This is a genomic window from Gordonia sp. OPL2 (assembly GCF_003797825.1).
GTDB lineage: Bacteria > Actinomycetota > Actinomycetes > Mycobacteriales > Mycobacteriaceae > Gordonia.
In genome coordinates, this window is the sequence record NZ_RKME01000012.1 from 59,658 (window position 1) to 79,126 (window position 19,469).

General features: G+C 65.4%; 16 protein-coding genes and 2 tRNA genes. 5 read left to right on the forward strand and 13 right to left on the reverse strand.

What is annotated here, in order from left to right; translation table 11 throughout:
- Positions 1–36: 36 nt before the first annotated feature.
- The 3 genes from EEB19_RS13600 to EEB19_RS13610 form a co-directional block, all read right to left on the reverse strand.
- Positions 37–1,281, reverse strand: a complete 1,245-nt coding sequence (locus EEB19_RS13600) for a hypothetical protein (protein ID WP_316245470.1) — start codon at positions 1,279–1,281, stop codon at positions 37–39.
- Between the two features lie 128 nt (positions 1,282–1,409).
- A complete protein-coding gene (locus EEB19_RS13605) occupies positions 1,410–2,210 on the reverse strand; it encodes a hypothetical protein (protein ID WP_187587084.1) in 801 nt (266 codons plus the stop codon).
- 472 nt (positions 2,211–2,682) lie between these two features.
- Positions 2,683–3,165 carry an enoyl-CoA hydratase gene (locus EEB19_RS13610; RefSeq protein WP_187587086.1) on the reverse strand — a complete coding sequence of 161 codons (483 nt, stop codon included), beginning with the start codon at positions 3,163–3,165 and terminating at the stop codon, positions 2,683–2,685.
- A gap of 188 nt (positions 3,166–3,353) precedes the next feature.
- On the opposite strand from EEB19_RS13610, the gene EEB19_RS13615 reads away from it, so the two are divergent.
- Positions 3,354–4,169, forward strand: a complete 816-nt coding sequence (locus tag EEB19_RS13615) for a DUF1206 domain-containing protein (RefSeq protein WP_187587088.1) — start codon at positions 3,354–3,356, stop codon at positions 4,167–4,169.
- A 42-nt stretch (positions 4,170–4,211) separates the two neighbouring features.
- Here EEB19_RS13615 and EEB19_RS13620 read toward each other — a convergent pair.
- From EEB19_RS13620 to dnaA, 10 genes are all read right to left on the reverse strand, one after another.
- Positions 4,212–4,287 (reverse strand) — tRNA-Ala (locus EEB19_RS13620).
- A 61-nt stretch (positions 4,288–4,348) separates the two neighbouring features.
- Positions 4,349–4,422: transfer RNA gene (locus EEB19_RS13625), tRNA-Ile, on the reverse strand.
- 54 nt (positions 4,423–4,476) lie between these two features.
- The gene (locus tag EEB19_RS13630) at positions 4,477–5,349 is read right to left on the reverse strand and encodes a DUF3566 domain-containing protein (RefSeq protein WP_187587090.1); all 873 of its coding nucleotides are present in this window, start codon (positions 5,347–5,349) and stop codon (positions 4,477–4,479) included.
- 65 nt (positions 5,350–5,414) lie between these two features.
- Positions 5,415–7,910, reverse strand: a complete 2,496-nt coding sequence (gene gyrA / locus EEB19_RS13635; protein WP_187587092.1) for a DNA gyrase subunit A — start codon at positions 7,908–7,910, stop codon at positions 5,415–5,417.
- A 107-nt stretch (positions 7,911–8,017) separates the two neighbouring features.
- Positions 8,018–10,093 carry a DNA topoisomerase (ATP-hydrolyzing) subunit B gene (gene gyrB / locus EEB19_RS13640; protein WP_187587094.1) on the reverse strand — a complete coding sequence of 692 codons (2,076 nt, stop codon included), beginning with the start codon at positions 10,091–10,093 and terminating at the stop codon, positions 8,018–8,020.
- 282 nt (positions 10,094–10,375) lie between these two features.
- On the reverse strand, positions 10,376–10,948 hold the full coding sequence (locus EEB19_RS13645; RefSeq protein ID WP_187587096.1) for a DUF721 family protein: 573 nt from the start codon (positions 10,946–10,948) through the stop codon (positions 10,376–10,378).
- A complete protein-coding gene (recF, locus tag EEB19_RS13650) occupies positions 10,945–12,138 on the reverse strand; it encodes a DNA replication/repair protein RecF (RefSeq protein WP_187587098.1) in 1,194 nt (397 codons plus the stop codon). Before recF ends, EEB19_RS13645 begins: the two co-directional genes overlap by 4 nt.
- 1 nt (position 12,139) lies before the next feature.
- Entirely contained in the window at positions 12,140–13,066 is a 927-nt protein-coding gene (gene gnd, locus EEB19_RS13655) for a phosphogluconate dehydrogenase (NAD(+)-dependent, decarboxylating) (RefSeq protein ID WP_187587100.1), read from the reverse strand.
- A gap of 46 nt (positions 13,067–13,112) precedes the next feature.
- The gene (dnaN, locus tag EEB19_RS13660; protein ID WP_187587102.1) at positions 13,113–14,282 is read right to left on the reverse strand and encodes a DNA polymerase III subunit beta; all 1,170 of its coding nucleotides are present in this window, start codon (positions 14,280–14,282) and stop codon (positions 13,113–13,115) included.
- Positions 14,283–14,941: 659 nt separating this feature from the next.
- Entirely contained in the window at positions 14,942–16,501 is a 1,560-nt protein-coding gene (dnaA, locus tag EEB19_RS13665; protein ID WP_187587104.1) for a chromosomal replication initiator protein DnaA, read from the reverse strand.
- Positions 16,502–17,059: 558 nt separating this feature from the next.
- Here dnaA and rpmH point away from each other — a divergent pair.
- From rpmH to yidC, 4 genes are read left to right on the forward strand one after another with little or no spacing between them, the layout of a single operon-like run.
- Positions 17,060–17,203, forward strand: coding sequence for a 50S ribosomal protein L34 (gene rpmH, locus EEB19_RS13670; protein ID WP_124709456.1), 144 nt, complete (start codon positions 17,060–17,062; stop codon positions 17,201–17,203).
- A 54-nt stretch (positions 17,204–17,257) separates the two neighbouring features.
- Complete coding sequence (gene rnpA / locus EEB19_RS13675) at positions 17,258–17,731, forward strand: ribonuclease P protein component (protein WP_187587106.1); 474 nt, start codon at positions 17,258–17,260, stop codon at positions 17,729–17,731.
- A complete protein-coding gene (yidD, locus tag EEB19_RS13680) occupies positions 17,731–18,081 on the forward strand; it encodes a membrane protein insertion efficiency factor YidD (protein WP_187587108.1) in 351 nt (116 codons plus the stop codon). The genes rnpA and yidD overlap by 1 nt, the downstream gene beginning before the upstream one ends.
- Positions 18,082–18,084: 3 nt before the next feature.
- A complete protein-coding gene (gene yidC, locus EEB19_RS13685; RefSeq protein WP_187587110.1) occupies positions 18,085–19,455 on the forward strand; it encodes a membrane protein insertase YidC in 1,371 nt (456 codons plus the stop codon).
- The last annotated feature ends 14 nt before the right edge of the window (positions 19,456–19,469 follow it).

Sequence of the window (19,469 nt, forward strand, 5' to 3'; positions counted from 1 at the left end):
GCGACCGCGCCAGTCTAGTGGGACCGACCGTGGAGATCAGCGGGTCGGGGCGGACTCCTGCGGCCAGTTGACCTGCCCACCGTGCACTGCTGACTCGAGCTGACCACTGCGCTGCTTGGTGAAGTCGCGCGCGGACTTTTCACCGTTCTTGGCTCCTCCGCCCAGAGCAGCGTACGGCGCCAAGGCCTGCTCGACGCTCCAGTTCGCCTTCCATCCACCAACTTCGACGTTAACGTCGCCGCGCTTGTTGACGATGTACTCGACTCCCGGCAGGCCGGCCTTCTTCGCGTCGTCGGCCGACAACTTGTACTCGAACTGGTTGCCATCTGGATTCGGAAGTGGCGCTGCCTTGGGGGCGTTCGGCTTTCCTTGCTTCCACGGCTCGCGCGGATTCGCGCCGGGATCGCCCGCGCCGAGGGCGTAGGCGAGAGCACCGCCGGCGGTTCCGCCGATTGCGGCGCCGAGGGCGGCACCAGCAGCTCCGACGCCGACCGCACCGATCGCTCCGCCGGCTGCGAGTCCGATGCCGGCGCCGGCGGCGGCACCCAGGCCAATCATGCTTGCGTAAGCAGGGGGGACAGGCGCCATGAAGGAGAACACGACTGCGTTGTACACACCACCTGCAATGGCCCCAACTCCGGTTCCGATCACAGCACCTCCGGCAGCTCCCAACACCGCCGCCGGAATACCCAACGTGACCGCACCCGCGGTCCCGCCGGTCATCACACCGATGATTGTCGATGCCGCCTGCCGCGACGCCTCATCCTGGGGCACACCGACCGAGATCAATCCCTGCGCGATCTTGGCCTCACCATAGGCCGACCACGCGTTGACCGAGTTGACATCTTTGTCGGACATGCCTTTCGGGATGTCGGTGACGAAGTTGCCCACACGGATCTTCTCCGGCGGCGGCGCGATCGGGCGCACCGGCGCCGTCGGCTTCGGCGCGGTCAACGGCCGATTCGGCACTGGGTTATAGGCATTGTCGTACGACGGCGCAGTGTAGGAACCCGGCTCCACATACGGCTGATACGGAGCTTCCTGCGGCGGCCCCGGAATCGAACCCGGACCCGGCGAATAGATCGGCGCCACCTCGGGTTCGGGCGTGGGCGTGGTGCCTCCCTGTTCCGGCGAGCCCGGACTCGGGGTCGGGCTTGTTCCGCCTTGCTGCGGCGCGGTGTCGCTCGGACTCGTCCCACCCTGCTCGGGCACGGCCTGTGCTGCGCCCGCGCCGATGCCTGCGGCAATGGACGCGGCCAACGCCGCCGAGGTCATTGTCATCAAGAGCGGTGTGCGCCGGTCGTCGCCCTGGCTGTGGCGGTGTCTGGCTCGCTGGGCGGGCTGCGTCATTGTGATCGTTCCTCTCGGTCGTGCCTCCTCGCGGAGGACGGAAGTCGTTGTGCTGCGGGTTATCCCTCGGAGGCGATCGAGGCGATCCAGGTCTTCCCGCGGGATTGAATGGTCTTGATCGTCTGTCGGTAGACGATCGGCTGGGCACCCGGCTCCGGCGGGATCTCGGTCAGGACAACGGAGTACGTCCCACGGCCACGATCGGTGATCGACAGGCAATGTTGTGTACCTGCCGGACGCTGGTCGATGTATTTCTGCATCACGTCGGCGGTCGCCACGGCGTTGGGTGCGGCGACTGCGCGCGCTGCAGGGGCGGATCGCTCGATGTAGTAAGCGTGATTGAATGCCAGAATTGCTCCGGCTCCGGACTTCTGGTCCCCGGATCCGTTTCCTGTGGTCACGGCACCGTCGACAATCGTCGGACACGGATCCGACGGAGTCGAGGACGTCGTCGCCGGCGGCTGAATAGCTTGGTTTTCGGGCTGCGAGCCGCCACCCGAGGTTTGCGTCACCGCGATGATTGCGGCGATCCCCACGACCACAGCAGTGGCCGCCGCGCCGAGGATCGGACCCTTGTGGTCCTTCCACAATCGTCGAGTTCCCGATCCGTCGCTGGTACTCGGACGCAGCCGCATCTGCTCGAAGGGATCGGAATCGTCGGCCTCGGAGGCCTCGTCGGCGAAATCCATTGGCGATGGCGGGACGTTGGCTTGCGAGACCGGCACATCGCGCTCGGTCGGAGTTTGGATACTCGAGATCAGTCGCTCTGCAGCCAGCGCACGGGCCAGCTCGGAAGCGGGAGTGTCATCCGACGACGGCCAGGCGGCGACGTCGTCGAACCACATCGTCCCGCGCGACATCACCGATCTCCTCCCACTGCGCGACGACACGGAGCGTTCCGCAGGCAGACATCAGAGATCGCACACAGAGCTGAACATCCCCCCGAAGTCATTCCCTCACCCCTGAACAGCGGCACCCTCCCGCGCCGCACCCCGACAATGCTGGCAGCAGACTATCCGAAACCCTCGACAGAATCTGAATCAAGTGCGGCCCATGTGGACAGCCCTGCCAGTGCGTGCCGAGATCGTGTCCTTTGGACGAATGAATTTGCGGGGAGCCAAAGGACGCACGATTTCCATCCCTGGACTCCCACAAGAACGACGATCCAGCATTCGAGAAGTCCGCGTAAGTCGTATCAACTGAGGTCAGAGTTCCGTGCACTCGTCCAGTGGTCTGAGATCAGCGTTGAGGCGTCATCAGTGCAAACACGCTTAGACCGGAACTGACGAGAGTGGTGATCGTCACATGTCGGCCTATATGAGAGCAGGGACCTCAGGGAACCATCGTGTAGTACGCGGTTCCATAGCTGAGCTGCACCCTGACCGGATTGTTGATCGCGTATGTGCCCACACCCACAGCACCGGGTCCTGATCCTGGGCGTACATCGCGGACGACCTTCTCACCGGCTCGCGGACCGAAGGCGACCGGAAAGAAGATCTCCTGGCCGATGGTCCTCGTTCCGCTGACGTTCAACCCCACCAAGAACCTGCACTTCGGGTTTCGCTTCCATCCAATTCCGTTGCCGGTGAATCCGAACGACTTCAAGGTCACTCGCACGACCCCACGCGTTCCCTTGGGTGCAACCATTCCGACATTGAAAGCACCACGGCAATAGTCGTGATCGCCCACAGTGCCCACATTCTCGGTGTACGTGACGATCCGCGGCAACTGCGGCTCCGCGACCGCACTCCCCGCCCCCGACAACGACAACGCGCCCACCACGACCGCGACAACCACCGCACAGATCTTGCGCATACGAATCGAACCCCCCTCGACATCGACAACCCGTCAAACCTAGCGGACCGCCGATCGAACCCGAATCGTGTCCTCTGCGTGAACGACAACACGCACGCGGCAGCGTAACTCCCGAACACGCGCGTACACGTACCGTCGCCTGGTACGCCTAGAGAACACGACCGACGGCTGCAGGGAGCACACACTCGATGATCGACAAGCGTCCCGGCGATGCGGCCGACCGGCTGACCGACAGCGACTGGTTCGAGCGTCTCGCCCGCGCCGGCCATGTGGTGAGTGGCTTGCTCCATCTCCTCATCGCGTACATCGTTCTGCGCCTGGCGTTCGGCGACCCTGGGAGCGCCGACCAGTCGGGAGCGCTCTCGATTTTCGCGTCGTCGACCGGGGGTCGCCTGGCCCTATGGGTGGCCGTTGTCGCGTTCGTGGCGATGGCCCTGTGGCGCATCGCCGAGACGATCGTGGGGCCGCATCCGTCGGAACCGCGGTCCGACGACGACGACGGCATCTTCGATCGTGCGAAGGCAGGGGCGCTCGCGGTGGTCTATCTCGCGTTCGCGTGGTCGGCAGGCCAGTTCGCCATGGGTGAGGGCAAATCCAGTGGACAGCAGAACGCCGGCCTCAGTGCCCGGCTCATGGAGTCAACGGCCGGGAAGGCCGTGCTCGTCGTCGCGGGGCTGATCATCATCGCCGTCGGCGCCTATCACGTCTACAAGGGCGTCTCGCGGTCATTCTTCGACGACCTGCGGATCGGCGACGACAACCAGGCGGTGAAGGTGACCGGCATCGTCGGCTACGTGGCCAAGGGTGTCGTTCTGGCCGGCGCCGGGATTCTGGTCGTGGTCGCCGCGATCACAGCGGACCCGTCGAAAGCGACCGGTCTCGACGGCGCAGTGAAGACGGTTGCGGGTTGGCCAGCGGGCCAGTTCCTGCTGGTTCTCGCAGCGTTGGGACTCGCGGCCTACGGAGTCTACTGCTTCGTGATGGCGCGTTACGCGCGGATGTGACGTCGCCGAGTTCATCAGCGGTCATGCAGAGAAACAAGAAAGTGGTGGAGCCTAGGAGATTCGAACTCCTGACATCTGCCTTGCAAAGGCAGCGCTCTACCAACTGAGCTAAGGCCCCGTGCCGGTCAGATCAGTGACCGAACTGGGTGCGAATCGGGTGTCGACGACACCTCTCGCAGTGGGCCTAGGAGGACTTGAACCTCCGACCTCTTCGTTATCAGCGAAGCGCTCTAACCGCCTGAGCTATAGGCCCTTGAACCGAGGTGTGAGATTACCCGACCGGAGGCAGAACAACCAAAACGGCTGGTCAGTCGAGGTCGGCCAGGGTCACCTCGGCGCCGCCGATGAGGTCGGCGCACAGGTTGTAGATGTAGGCACCGATGGTCGCGAGTGCGGTCAGCAGGATGGCGTTGACCGCCCCCAGCAGGACCGCCCAGCCGAACACCGCACCGACGCCGATCAGGTCGCCCTCGCTCGTGGAGCCATCCGCCGTGCCGAGGGTGGCGAACGAGCTGTTGACCTGATCCCACACACCCATGCCGTCGAGGATCAGATACAGCACCGCGACCGAGATCATCCAGATGAGGAACCCCGCCACCGACAACACAGCCGCGATCTTGAACGTCGCCCACGGATCGATGCGGCGGATCTGCACCGCTGCACGCAGCGGCCGGGTCGCTCCGATCTCGGTGGGTGCCGACCGCGGGGCCGCCGGTGTGGGCGCGGCCGCCGCGGGCGTGGGGTTCACATGGTGGATCGCGTCGAGATTCGGCAGCTGCTCGGCCGGCAGATTGTCACGATCGATGTGCCGCGTGGGCGATTCGACGAACTTCTCGGTCGGCTCCGCGGTGGCAGTGGCGGTCGATCCCCGACCCTGGGATCCACCACCCTGACCCTCACCGTCGCGCGGGTCGTCGAGCTTGGTGATCGGCGCCTGCTGACCGCTGATGCTCGCGGCAGCTGTGCCGCTGACGACACCCCGCGGCGGCGGTCCGGGTGGGCGTCCGGTGCCGTTGGGACCCTCCGATGACTGCGGAGAACCATTGGGGCCCCGCTGCCACGGCGGCACGAGGCCACCGGGAGCGGTCCCCTGCCCCTGCGGCCCCGGACCAGAGGCCGCGCGAGGACCGGAGTCCCCATTGGTCGGCTTCTTGTCGTCCGGTGTGTTCGGTGAGCTCACTGGCAATCCCTCATTCGGTGGTCGTACGACCCACCCTAACCGCTACCGGTGGTCGTTCCTGGTCGCTACTTGCCGGAGTCTCCGGCTTCTTCCTCGGCCTCGTCGGCGTTGCGTGCAATGGCGATCACCGTAGTGCCCTCGTCGAGGTTCATCAGGCGGACACCCTTGGTCTGACGACCCGCCTTGCGAACACTCTTGGCGGTCGTCCGGATGACGCCGCCGCCGGAGGTGATGGCGTAGAGCTCGGAATCATCGTCGACGATCAGGGCGCCGATGAGCTCGCCGCGACGACGATCGTGCTGAATTGTCAGCACGCCCTTGCCGCCCCGACCCTGCACCGGGTAGTCGTCCATGCCGGTCCGCTTGGCGTACCCGCCCGAGGTCGCCACGAGGAGATAGGTTCCGTCGCGGACCACATTCAGCGACAACAACTCGTCGTCGCCGTTGAAGCGCATGCCCTGCACGCCGGAGGTCTGCCGGCCCATCGGGCGCAGCGCCTCGTCGTCGGCGTGGAAGCGGATCGACTGACCCTTCTGCGACACGAGCAGCAGATCGTCGTCGGCGCTGCACAGCTGGGCACCGACGAGTTCGTCCTCGCCCCGCAGGTTGATCGCGGCGATACCGCCGGACCGGTTCGAGTCGAAATCGACGAGCTTCGACTTCTTGACCAGACCGTTGCGAGTCGCCAGCACCAGATACGGCGCGTCCTCGTAGGTCTTCAGCTGGATGACCTGCGCGATCCGCTCCTCCGGCTGGAAGGCGAGCAGGTTGGCGACGTGCTGGCCGCGGGCGGTGCGATTGGCCTCGGGCAACTCATAGGCCTTGGCCCGGTACACGCGACCCTTGGTGGTGAAGAACAGAATCCAGTCGTGCGTCGAGCTGACGAAGAAGTGCTTGACGATGTCGTCCTGCTTGAGGCCGGCACCCTGCACACCCTTGCCGCCGCGACGCTGGCTGCGGTACAGGTCCGAGCGGGTCCGCTTGGCATACCCGGTCTCGGTGATCGTGACGACGACCTCCTCGCGCGCGATGAGGTCCTCGTCGGCCACATCGCCGTCGGCCGCGATGATCCGGGTGCGCCGCTCGTCGCCGTACTTGTCGACGACGACCTTCAGCTCGTCACGAACGATCGCGCGCTGGCGCTCCGGCTTGGCCAGGATGTCCTCGAGGTCGGCGATCTCGCGCTCGATCTCGGCCAGTTCGTCGATGATCTTCTGTCGCTCCAACGCCGACAGACGACGCAGCTGCATCGCGAGGATGGCGTCGGCCTGGATGTCGTCGATGTCGAGGAGCCCGATCAGGCCCTGGCGGGCTTCGTCGGTGTTCGACGACGCGCGGATCAGCGCGATGACCTCGTCGAGGGCGTCGAGCGCCTTGACCAGACCGCGCAGGATGTGGGCGCGTTCCTCGGCCTTGCGCAACCGGTAGCGGGTACGACGTACGATCACGTCGATCTGATGCGCCACGTAGAGGCGGATCATCTGATCCAGACGCAGGGTGCGCGGGACACCGTCGACGATCGACAACATGTTGGCGCCGAAGCTGGTCTGTAGCTGGCTGTGCTTGTAGAGGTTGTTCAGCACGACCTTGGCGACCGCGTCACGACGCAGGGTGACGACGATCCGCATGCCGTCACGGTCCGAGGACTGATCCTCGATCCGGCTGATGCCCTTGAGTTTTCCTTCGTTCACCTGCTCGGCGATCGACTGGATCAGGTTGTCCGGGTTGACCTGATACGGCAGTTCGGTGACGACGAGGGTGGTCGTGCCCTTGGTCTCCTCGATGTCGACGACGCTGCGCATCCGGATACTGCCGCGCCCGGTGGTGTAGGCGTCCTTGATGCCCTGGCCGCCGACGATCAGTGCCGCCGTGGGGAAGTCGGGCCCCTTGATGAACTCCATGCATGCGGCGAGGGTTGCCTCGTCATCGGCCTCGGGGTTCTCGAGAGCCCAGAACACCGCGTCCGCAACCTCATTGAGATTGTGCGGCGGGATGTTGGTCGCCATGCCGACGGCGATACCGCCGGAACCGTTGATCAGCAGGTTCGGGATGCGCGCCGGCAGTACCGTCGGCTCGTTCGTCTTGCCGTCGTAGTTGGGCGTGAAATCGACTGTGTCCTCGTCGATGTCGCGGAGCATCTCCATCGCCAGCGGCGTGAGGCGGGCCTCGGTGTAACGCATGGCGGCGGCGCCGTCGTTGCCGCGCGAACCGAAGTTGCCCTGACCGTCGATGAGCGGATACCGCATCGACCACGGCTGGGCCAGACGCACCAGGGCGTCGTAGATGGCGCTGTCGCCGTGCGGGTGGTAGTTACCCATCGTCTCCGCAACGGGTTTCGCGGATTTGACGTAGCTGCGGTCCGGACGGAAACCGGCATCGTAGGACGCGTAGAGCAGTCGGCGGTGCACCGGCTTGAGGCCGTCGCGGACCTCGGGCAGCGCACGACCGACGATGACGCTCATCGCGTAGTCGATGTAGCTGTTCTGCATCTCCTGGCCGAGATCGACCGGTTCGATGCGGTCCCCTGCCCCGTCGGCGGGTGGCAGCGTGGTGTCAGTCATGCGTGACCTTCTCTGAGTGCGGACGGTGGTCTCGATACGCTCCCTGCGCTGGCGCTCCGGGTGCTACTCGACCATCGATGGTGGGTGGCCAGTTCGGTCGCAGTACGTCAGACATCCAAGAAGCGAACATCTTTGGCGTTACGGGCGATGAAGCTGCGGCGCGCGGCGACGTCCTCACCCATCAGGATGGAGAACAGTTCGTCGGCCGCCGCGGCGTCGTCGAGGGTCACCTGACGCAGGACGCGCACGGCCGGATCCATAGTGGTCTCCCACAGTTCCTTGGCGTTCATCTCGCCGAGACCCTTGTAGCGCTGGATGCCGTCGTCGGTATTGATGCGCTTGCCCGCGGCGCGACCGGCCTCGAGCAGGCCGTCGCGCTCACGATCGGAGTAGGCGAACTCCGGCTCCGACTTCTGCCACTTCAGCTTGTACAGCGGCGGCTGGGCGAGGAACACGTGACCGTGCTCGATGAGCGGACGCATGAACCGGAACAGCAAGGTCAGCAACAGTGTCGAGATGTGCTGGCCGTCCACGTCGGCGTCGGCCATCAACACGATCTTGTGATACCGGAGCTTCGCGAGATCGAACTCCTCGTGGATGCCGGTGCCGAACGCCGTGATGATCGACTGGACCTCGGTGTTCTTGAGGACGCGGTCGATGCGTGCCTTCTCGACGTTGATGATCTTGCCGCGCAACGGAAGGATCGCCTGGTACATCGAGTCGCGCCCGGATTTGGCGCTGCCGCCGGCCGAGTCGCCCTCCACGATGTAGACCTCACACTTGGTGGGGTCATTGCTGCGGCAGTCGGCGAGCTTGCCGGGGAGTCCGCCGATGTCGGTTGCGGTCTTGCGGCGCACCAGTTCTCGTGCCTTACGCGCGGCCATGCGGGCCTGGGCGGAGTCGACGGCCTTCTTGACGATGATCTTGGCCTCGGCCGGGTTCGCCTCGAACCAGTGACCGAGGTGCTCGTTGCAGGTCTTCTGCACGAAGCTCTTGACCTCGGTGTTACCCAGCTTGGTCTTGGTCTGGCCCTCGAACTGCGGATCGCCGACCTTCACCGAGATGACGGCGGCGAGGCCCTCGCGGATGTCGTCGCCGGTGAGCTTGCCGTCCTTCTCCTTGAGCAGCTTCTTGTCGTAGGCGTACTTGTTGACCGTGCTGGTCAGCGCCGCACGGAAGCCCTCTTCGTGGGTGCCGCCCTCGTGCGTGTTGATGGTGTTGGCGAAGGTGTGCACGGACTCCGAGTAACCGGCGTTCCACTGCATCGCGATCTCGACCTCGTGCCCGGTGCCCTTGGCGGTGAAGCCGATCACCGACTGGTGGATCGAGTTCTTGGTCCGGTTGAGGTGCTTGATGTAGTCGACCAGGCCATCGGGATAGTGATAGGTCCGGGTGCGGGCCTTGGCGACGTGCTCGGCCTTCTCCGCCTCCGACTTGATGGTCTCGGCGGTGTCGTCGCCCTCCTCCATCTCCGCCTCGGCGACGGCGACGGTCGGCGAGATGCGCTTGTCGGTCAGGGTGATCGTGAGGCCTTTGTTGAGGAAGGCCATCTCCTGCAGACGACGGGCAACGGTCTCGGCGCTGAACGTGGTGGTCTCGAAGATCTCCGGGTCCGGCCAGAAGCGCACGGTGGTACCGGTCTTGCGCGTGGCGTCACCCTTCTCCAGCGGCGTCGGCTTCGCGTGGTCATAGGCCTGATCCCAGTGGAACCCGCCGTAGTCGATGGCGAGCTCGACACGTGTCGACAAAGCGTTGACCACGGAGATGCCCACACCGTGCAGACCTCCGGAGACGGCGTAGGCGTCGGAGTCGAACTTGCCGCCCGCATGTAGCTGCGTCATGACGACCTCGACGGTCGGCACGCCGGTGGCATGCATGTCGGTGGGGATGCCGCGGCCGTCGTCGACGACCTCGACGCCGCCGTCCTCGAGGAGGGTGACGTCGACCTTGCTGGCATGGCCGGCCATCGCCTCGTCGACGGAGTTGTCGACGACCTCCCAGATCAGGTGGTGCAGTCCTCGTTCACCGGTGGAACCGATGTACATGCCCGGACGCTTGCGAACGGCTTCGAGGCCCTCGAGGATGCTGATCGAGTCGGCGCTGTACTCACCGGGCTTCTTGGCCTTCCGGCTCTTCTTCGCTGCTGCGCTGTCGGACCCGTTGGTGTCATTGGTGTCGGCCACGAGGTGCGTCCGCTCCTTCTGTCTCGGTGATACCGCAGGCGATGAACACACAGCGGTCTCATCCGCGCTGGTGGCGCGGATGAGAACGGTATGCAGACCGGCGTGCGTGCCGGCTGATCTCCACCCCTGTCGGGACAACTCTCCCCATAGTACTGCCTGACCCACACTGGAATGGGGATCCGGGGCCGCTAACGTGCGCGTAGATCGATTTTTTTCGATCTATGGCGATCCGTTTGTGGACAGACGGCAAATCTGGCGTCTACGGATACCTGAATAGCGTTCTCACCCGTAGGTGTCGCGCGGCCCGCGACCGGGGATGTGGCGGGGGCCCTTCCGCCAGGACGGAGCCTTGGGTCCGGTGATCCGCAGACTCGTCACCATTCCGTCACCGACGGCGTTCGCGATCTTGGCCAGGATCGTCGACTGCATGTACCGAAGCTGGGTGGCCCAGGCCGTCGACTCCGCCTGGACGTGTAAGACGTTGTCGGTCAGGGTCGTTGGCTGCGCATGGGCGGCGATGTCGGGTCCGACGATCTGTTCCCACATACCCAGGACGGTGCCCTGGCCGATCTGCGACTCCCATCCGCGCTCCTTCGCCAAGCGGCCCGTGAGTCGCCCCAGAGGCTGCGGATCCCGCGAGTCGGGTCCGGATCCGGACCAGGTGCGACGACGACCAGCGGTCCGACGAGCACTCGGCATCGGAGAGGAACGGCCTTGTCCGACGGATTTTCCGGCTGCACGCGCGGCGGCGCGGGCCTCCTCGAGGGCGCGGCGGGCGAGTTCATATCCCGACGAATGGCCGTCGGAGGGATCGCGCGGAGCCGAGGAGTTGCCCGGGCCTGATGAGTCCGTCATGTGCTGCCCTCCCCGGCGGTGACCTCGGATGCGGTCGAGTACCGCGTCCCATTGTCCTCCACCACGTCGACGGCCACGCGTCGTCCGCCGATCGAGGCGGGAATGTCATCGGGCACGGCGGCGGTGATGAGCAGTTGCTCCGCCGACTCGGTGAACGACACCAGTTGCGCACGCCGCTGCGCGTCGAGCTCGGCGAACACGTCGTCGAGCATGATGACCGGTTCGATCCCCTCGGCACGCACGAGCTCGACGGATCCGAGGCGCAGGGCGAGGGCCAGCGACCAGGACTCGCCGTGACTGGCGAATCCCTTGGCGATGTCGTCGCCGAGCATGATGTCGATGTCGTCGCGATGGGGTCCGACGAGACTGACGCCTCGGTCGATCTCCTTGCTCCGCAGTTCGCCCAGCCGTGCCAACAGGATCTCGGCGATCCGTTCCGGTGATGCCGCGACATCGTCGGCGGGTACCACCTCGGGACCGGCGGCGGCGCGATAGGTCAGTGTCGCCGGCCGAGAATGCGGCGCGATCGACGCATAGGACTCGGTGACATGCGGGGTCAGTTGCCGCAGGACCTCGATGCGGGCGGCGGTCACCTGCCCGCCGAGATCGGCCAACTGGCCGTCCCACACATCGAGCGTGCTGATGACCGAGTCGGCGTCGGATCCGCCGCGTCGGAGCGCGGCGCCGGCCGTCTTGAGCAGGGCGGAGCGTTGACGGAGAACGCGGTCGTAGTCCGAACGTGCTGCAGCCCAACGGGGTCCGCGCTGGGCGACGAGTTCGTCGACGAATCGTCGTCGATCCGATGGGTCGCCGCGCACGAGTAGTAGATCCTCTGGTGCGAACATGACGGCACGCAGGATGCCGAGGATGTCGCGGGCGCGGCGGGCCGGACTGCCGTTGATGGTCGCCTTGTTCGCGCCCTCGGCGTTGATCTGGAGTTGGACGGTCAGTTCTCGCCCCATGTTCTCGACGGTGCCGATCACCGTGGCCGCCGACGTGCCGCTGTGCACGAGAGGGCCGTCGGTGCTGACACGATGCGACCGCAGAGTGCCCAGGTAGTAAACCGCCTCGAGCAGGTTGGTCTTACCGAATCCGTTGCGGCCCACGAAGATCGTGGGTTCAGGGCGCAGTGTCAGATCGATCTCGCGCCACGAGCGGAAGTCGCGGAGATGGAGTTCGCGGACGAACACGTCAATCGGCGGATGGCGTACCGGTCTCGCCCACCGAACGCCCCTGCTTGTCGGTGACGGCATGCCCGCCGAACTGATTCCGAAGTGCTGACACGGCTTTCAGCGCCGGCGAACCCTGGTCCTGGCGCGACGCGAACCGGGCGAACAGCGCCGCCGAGATGACGTTGGCCGGCACCGAATGCCGGATCGCCTCCTCGACGGTCCATCGCCCTTCCCCGGAATCGGTGGTGTAGTCGGAGATCTCGGTGAATCCCGGATCCTCCTGCAGCGCTCGGACGAGTAACTCGAGCAGCCACGACCGGACGACGGTGCCCTTCGTCCAGGCCCGCAGGGTCCCCTCGACATCGGTGATGAGCGGCTCGGCGGTGAGCAGCTCGTACCCTTCGCCGTAGGCGTGCATCAGCCCGTACTCGACGCCGTTGTGCACCATCTTGGCGTAATGGCCGGCGCCGACGGGGCCGGCGTGGACGAATCCGTCGGCGCGATCGCCCTCGGGCCGCAACGCGTCGAAGATCGGCATGGCGCGCTCGACGTCACCGTCGGTGCCGCCGACCATCAACCCGTATCCGTTGCGCAGACCCCACACGCCACCGGACACACCGCAGTCGATGTATCCGATTCCCTTCTCGCCCAACAGCTGTGAGTTAGGAAGATCGTCGGTGTACTTGGAATTGCCGCCGTCGATGACCAGGTCACCGGACTCCAGGTGCTCGGCCAGTGACCGGACCGTGCTCCGTGTGGGATCGCCGGACGGCACCATCACCCACACCACGCGCGGTGCTTCCAGCCCGGCGACCATGTCGGCGAGCGTCGCGACATCGGAGACCTCCGGACGCGGGTCGTAGCCGACGACCTGATGTCCTGCGTCCTGGATCCGGGTGCGCATGTTGGCGCCCATCTTGCCGAGTCCGACCAGTCCGAGTTGCATCGTCGTGCCTCCGGTGTTGGAGATGGATGTGCGGTGGGTGGAGACCTCAGCCGGGCAGTCGGACCGGCATCAGCAGGTAGGTGAACACACTGTCGGGAGCGACGAAGGCTCCGGACTCGTCGGCGACGGGCTCGTCACCGGTCGATGGGCGCAGCACCGCGGGGCGGCTCGGTGTCGTGAAGCCGAAGTCGACCGACGGCACGCCGATCGCCGAGAGGCCGTCCTGCAGATAACCGGGATTGAACGCGATGGTCAGCGGCTCGCCGTGGAACTGCACAGGCAGCTCCTCCTCGGCCTTGCCCGCCTCGTCGCCACCGGCGGTGAGCAGCAGGGTGCCCTCGCTGAACTCCATCCGGACCTGGGCGCCGCGCTCGGCGACCAGCGCCACACGCTTGATCGCCTCGATCAGCGGCGCGCTGTCGATCGTCGCGACGGCTGTGTGGCTGGCCGGCAGCAGCTGCCGGAACTTGGGGAACTCGGCATCGAGAAGCCGGGTGGTCGTCCGTTTGGTCTCACCGAGGATGCCGAGGATCCCCTCGCCGCCGATGGCGGATCCCGTGCCGAACGCAAGCGAGATCTGGCCGGTGGCTTCGGATCCCGCGGTGCGTGCGCTCTCGGACAAGGTCTTGGCGGGCACGAGCACCGCGCCCGAGGTCTCACCGGTCGTCGGGTCCCACTCGAGTTCGCGGACGGCGAGACGGAAACGGTCGGTCGCGGCCAGCACGACCCGATTGCCCTCGATCTCGACGCGCACACCGGTCAGCATCGGAAGCGTGTCGTCGCGGCCGGCGGCGACGGCGACCTGGCCGATGGCCTCGGCGAAGACCTGCGCCGGGATGGTGCCCGTGACGGTCGGCGGTTTCGGGAGCTCGGGATAATCCTCGACCGGCATCGTCGGGAGCGAGAACTTGGCACTGCCGCAGGCGATGGCGACGCGGGATCCGTCGAGGGTGACGTCGACCGGCTTGTTCGGCAGGGCCTTCGTGATGTCGGCGAGCAGGCGACCCGAGACGAGGACCTTGCCCGGCTCGGCGACCTCGGCGGCAACGGTCTCCTGCGCCGACACCTCGTAGTCGAAGCCGGACACTTCCAAACCGGTGTCGCCGGCGGTGAGAACCACACATCCCAGCACCGGGACCGGCGGACGAGCCGGCAGGCTGCGGGCCACCCAGGCAACGGAATCTGCGAACTCGTCACGCGCGACACGGAACTTCATGCTGGGTGGTTGCCCTTCTCTGTTCTGCTGACTCTCGTCACACCCACCCTCGTCCGCCGCGCTCACAACGGATCGGTGGGATTGCCCGGTCTGGATGCCGACTGGGATTTCCACTGTAGAACGAGCCTGCCAGACGGGGAGCTGTTGGGGGCGAACTGAGCGAGCCGGTGTCGGCGGCCCGAGTCCCGTGTCGTCGGCGCTGTGCACAAGCCCTTCTTTGAAAAGATGTTCTTTAGAGAGGGATCCATCTCAGTATTAGGGCCTGTGAATCTGTGGATGAGCTCCGGATCCTGCAGCTCACGCGGTGCGGCGATCTGTGGACGTCTGGTGGATGGTCGTCGAGCGAATGACAAGAGCTGTGTGGAGTTCTCACTCTGTTCCACCTCTGTCCACGCGCGGTGCACATGACATCCCGTGTTATCCCGAGCTCTGTCCACAGCTGGTGATGAACGGTGGCGGGCCGGATCCGATGATGGAATCACCGGATCCGGGCCACGAAAACCCTGTGGTTCGAGTTGAGGGTTGTCTCGTCGAGGGTCTCGGTGACACACGTCCGGACAGGTCCGCCCGGACGGAGGCGAGCCGACGGAGGCGCGCAGACAGATCCGCCCAGCGCCGGATGGACCGGCACTGGGCGGGAGAGAACGTGTGAGCGCGTCTCAGACGGCGCGCTGCTTGATGCGTGCGGTGAGTTCCTGCACGTGGTCATAGACCTTGCGACGCTCGGCCATCTCCTTGCGGATCTTGCGTTCGGCGTACATCACGGTGGTGTGGTCGCGATCGAAGGTCTCGCCGATCTTCGGCAGCGAGAGATCGGTGAGCTCGCGGCAGAGGTACATGGAGATCTGTCGTGCCTGCGCGATCGAGCGGGTCTTGCCGGGCCCACGGAGTTCCTCGACCGAGATGTCGAAGTACTCGGCGGTGATCGCCAGGATGCTGGCGGCGCTGACCTCGAGGGTCCCCGAATTGGGCAGCAGGGCCTGCAGGACGACCTCCGCGAGGGACTTGTCGAGTTCGGCGTTGTTCAGTGAGGCGAACGCCGTGACGCGGATGAGTGCGCCCTCGAGTTCGCGGATGTTGCGTTCGATCTTCGACGCGATCAGCTCGAGCACGTCGTCGGGCACCGCGATGTTGTCCATCTGCGCCTTCTTGCGCAGGATCGCGATCCGCGTCTCCAGATCAGGGGGCTGGACGTCGGTGATCAGACCCCACTCGAATCGTGTGCGGAGACGATCCTCGAGGGTGGCGAGCTGTTTGGGCGGGCGGTCGGACGACACCACGATCTGTTTGCTGGCGTTGTGCAGCGTGTTGAAGGTGTGGAAGAACTCTTCCTGGATGCCCTCTTTGCCGATCAGGAACTGGATGTCGTCGACGAGCAGCACGTCGACGTCGCGGTAGCGGCGCTTGAACGCGACCCGGCGGTCATCACGCAGCGAGTTGATGAAGTCGTTGGTGAACTCCTCGGTCGACACATACTTCACGCGCATGCCCGGGAACAGCCGCTGCGCGTAGTGACCGGCGGCGTGGAGGAGGTGGGTCTTGCCCAGCCCGGACTCTCCCCAGATGAACAAGGGGTTGTAGGCGCGGGCGGGCGCCTCGGCGACGGCGACGGCCGATGCGTGGGCGAAACGGTTCGATGCCCCGATGACGAAGGTGTCGAAGGTGTACTTCGGGCTGAGGTTCGCACTCGACGGTGACTGCCCGGCCGTCGGACGTTCGGCGAAGTAGGTGGACCAGTCGGCGGCCTCGGGACCGGCTGGGCGAGGTGAACGCCCATCGAATCCCACCGGGGCGGTCGACGGAGCGATGCCGGAGGAGACGTCGACGCTCCCGCCGCCGTTCGGACCGATGCCGCCGGGAGTGGGTCCGCCGGCACCCATGCCGTCGAACCGGTCGACGACGGGGCTCATCGGCTCCGGGGCGGGCTCTTCCACGGTCGGCGTCGAGATCCGTACTCCGAGATCGACGGGTTGACCGAGGTGACGGCTGAGCACCGATCGGATGGTGTCGCGAAGGTTGCGCTCGATCTGTTCCTGCACCAACGGCGTCGGAACCGTGAGTAGAGCGAAGCCTTCCGCGAGGGTGAGGGGCTGGACGAGGGAGAGCCAGGCCTTCTGCTGACGGGTGAGGGGCTCGTGGTCGTGCGCGGCGGAATCGTTGTTCAGCTCGGCGACGACGCTCTGCCAGACCTCGCCGAACGAATCGCGATCACTCATCACGGCTTATCACTCTTCACGGGCGCGTCACTCAACACTGCCAGGCCCTCCTGCCGAGAACTTCGACCAGTTTCGGTCATGAGGATGTCACCTTGCCGCACCTGCCACGAGTTGTCCACATAGTTGTCCACAGCTGTGTACAGATCTGGCGTACGGTGAGTGCTCTTGCGGCCGGAAGGGTCCACTGAATCGTCTCTGTGTCGGCTGCGGGCCGAAAGTTCCAGCGCCGAAGGTAACAGGTTGGAAGTTAACAGAGTGCAGTCCGGCCGACAAAGTGAATCGGGGGATTCCATCGAACGATGGAGATGCGAGAATTGCGCCGACCAGCGGGTCATGTGGGCGACGTCACGGTCGTCGGTGCTTGCCGCTTCCTCGTTTGATTTGCTGGGTCGTACTCAGTAGTCTCGACTGGTCATCCAGGTTGCGCATTTGCGTGGTGACGCCCACGTCACCCCAACCGACGTCAGCTCGGCACCGCACCTGGATCAGCAGACCAGCAAGAAGGATGTGGGTTGCGCGTGTTTCCGGCGCGACACCACGCAGGAGCACAAGGAGTCACCCATGGCCAAGGGCAAGCGCACTTTCCAGCCCAACAACCGTCGTCGTTCGCGTGTGCACGGCTTCCGTCTTCGGATGCGTACCCGCGCCGGCCGCGCCATCGTCAACGGTCGCCGTAGCAAGGGCCGCGCAAAGCTCACCGCCTGAGTCGACAGCGACGTCTCCGGCGGTGGTCTCGACCATCGCCGGTCGCTGGTATCGATGGTGGCCGCTGCGCATCGGATCTCCCGCGGATCCGACTTCGATCGCACGCTGAAAACCGGTGTGCGGGTGACGACGCGTGACCTCGTGGTCCATGTCCTGCCCATCGCGGGCTCGTCTGTCTCCGATCGCGATTCCTCGACCGACCGTCGCGGCGGTATCGGCGTCGCGGACATCGCGACCGTAGGTGGCCCATGGCTGGGCCTGATCGTCAGCAAGGCCGTCGGCAACGCCGTGGTCCGGCATCGCACCGCCCGCCGCCTCCGCGCGGCCTTCCAGGAATGCGTTCCTCGCTTCCCGGTGGCCGAGACCATGCTCGTCATCCGGGCGCGACCGTCGGCCGCCGACTGCAGCAGCCTCGACCTGGCCGATCAGATCTCCGATGCACTGACGCGCCGTCGGGTGCGTGAGGTGTTCGACGTCGCGCGCTCGGTACGGGGCGCGCACGAGCAGACCGAAACCCAGGTGCTCTGATGACCGACCCCGATCGGGTGGTGGAGGATCGACCCACTCCCCTGCGCTGGCTGCATCTGGCGCCGCGTCGCGTCGTCGTCTTCCTCATCGAGCTCTACCGCACCTGGATCTCCCCTCTTCGACTTCCCATCTGCCGCTTCGAACCCAGCTGTTCGACGTACGCGGTCGAGGCCCTGACCCGTCACGGCTTCCTGTACGGCGGATGGCTGTCGGTCGTCCGACTGCTCAAGTGCGGACCCTGGCACAAGCCGGGATACGACCCGGTGCCCGAACGCGGGTTCCGCGAACTCTTCACATCCAGTGAACGACAAGACCGAGAAATGACACCGTCCGAGGTTAGGGGTAACTGACCCGTGCTGAACTTCATCTACTACCCGGTCTCCTGGATCATGTGGGTCTGGCACTGGCTCTTCAGCCACGTCACTCCCGACAGTCCGGGCGGCAATGGTGTGGCATGGGCGCTGTCGGTGGTGTTCCTCGTGTTCACCCTGCGCGCAATTCTGTACAAGCCCTTCGTCAAACAGATCCGTACGACGAAGAAGATGCAGGAGATCAATCCTCAGCTGCAGGCGATCCGCAAGAAGTACGCCAAGGATCGCGTGAAGATGACCGAGGAGATGCAGAAGCTCCAGAAGGAGCACGGCTTCAACCCGCTGCTCGGGTGTCTGCCGATGCTGCTGCAGATCCCAGTGTTCATCGGTCTGTTCCACGTGCTGCGCTCGTTCAACCGGATGGCGACCGGCATGGGTCAGCTGGGTATGACTGCGGAAGAGACCCGCAGCCTCGGCAACTACGCCTTCAGCCCCGAGCTCGTCCAGAACTTCCTGGACTCGCGTCTCTTCGGCGTCCCGCTGTCGTCGTTCATCACCGAACCGGTGGCCGAGTTCCAGGCGTTCGTCGAGCCGGGCTCGCCGATCGATTTCACGCGGACCCAGATCGCCATCGTTGTCATCCCGATGATGATCATCGCGTCGATCGCGACGCACATGAACTCGCGCGCCTCGGTCGCCCGTCAGCCCGAAGCGGCTCTCGAGAACCCGCAGACCCGGATGATGAACAACCTTGCGCTGTACATCTTCCCGCTCGGCATCCTGGCGACTGGTCCGTTCTTCCCCGTCGCGATCCTCCTCTACTGGATGAGCAACAACATCTGGACCTACGGACAGCAGCATCTGGTGTTCGGGCGCATCGCCAAGGAAGAGGAAGAAGCCAAGCTGGCCAAGCAGGAGAAGCAAAAGGCGAACGCACCCAAGCCGGGCGCGCGGCCGGAGGTGGCGCGCAAGCAGAACAAGGCGGGAGACACCGACTCCGAGGACGTCGGCGACTCCGTGGCGACCGACACGTCGTCCTCGACGTCGTCGACTGCGGCGCAGGCCGGCATCCTCGGTGGTCTGCAGAAGTTCCTGCGGCGCGACGGCGGCACCACCAAGTCGTCGGCGTCTGCTGATGTGTCATCGTCAGAATCGGCGACCGTTGCCGATGACGATGCGTCTGTCGACGCTGATGCAGAGACGTCGTCGGCGAAGGCCGGCAAGGATTCGGGCGCCACGACCTCGTCGGGCGGCGGATCGTCGGCGGGCGGATCATCGGGTGCGAACTCGGCCGGCACGCCGAGTCCGAACGGATCGCCGGCACAGAAGTCGGGAACCGCACATGTTGCCGGTAAGAACCGCAAGGGCGGCCAGCGCCGACGAAAAGGTGGGCGTCCCGGCGGACGCCATTGACCCGGGGAACCCGA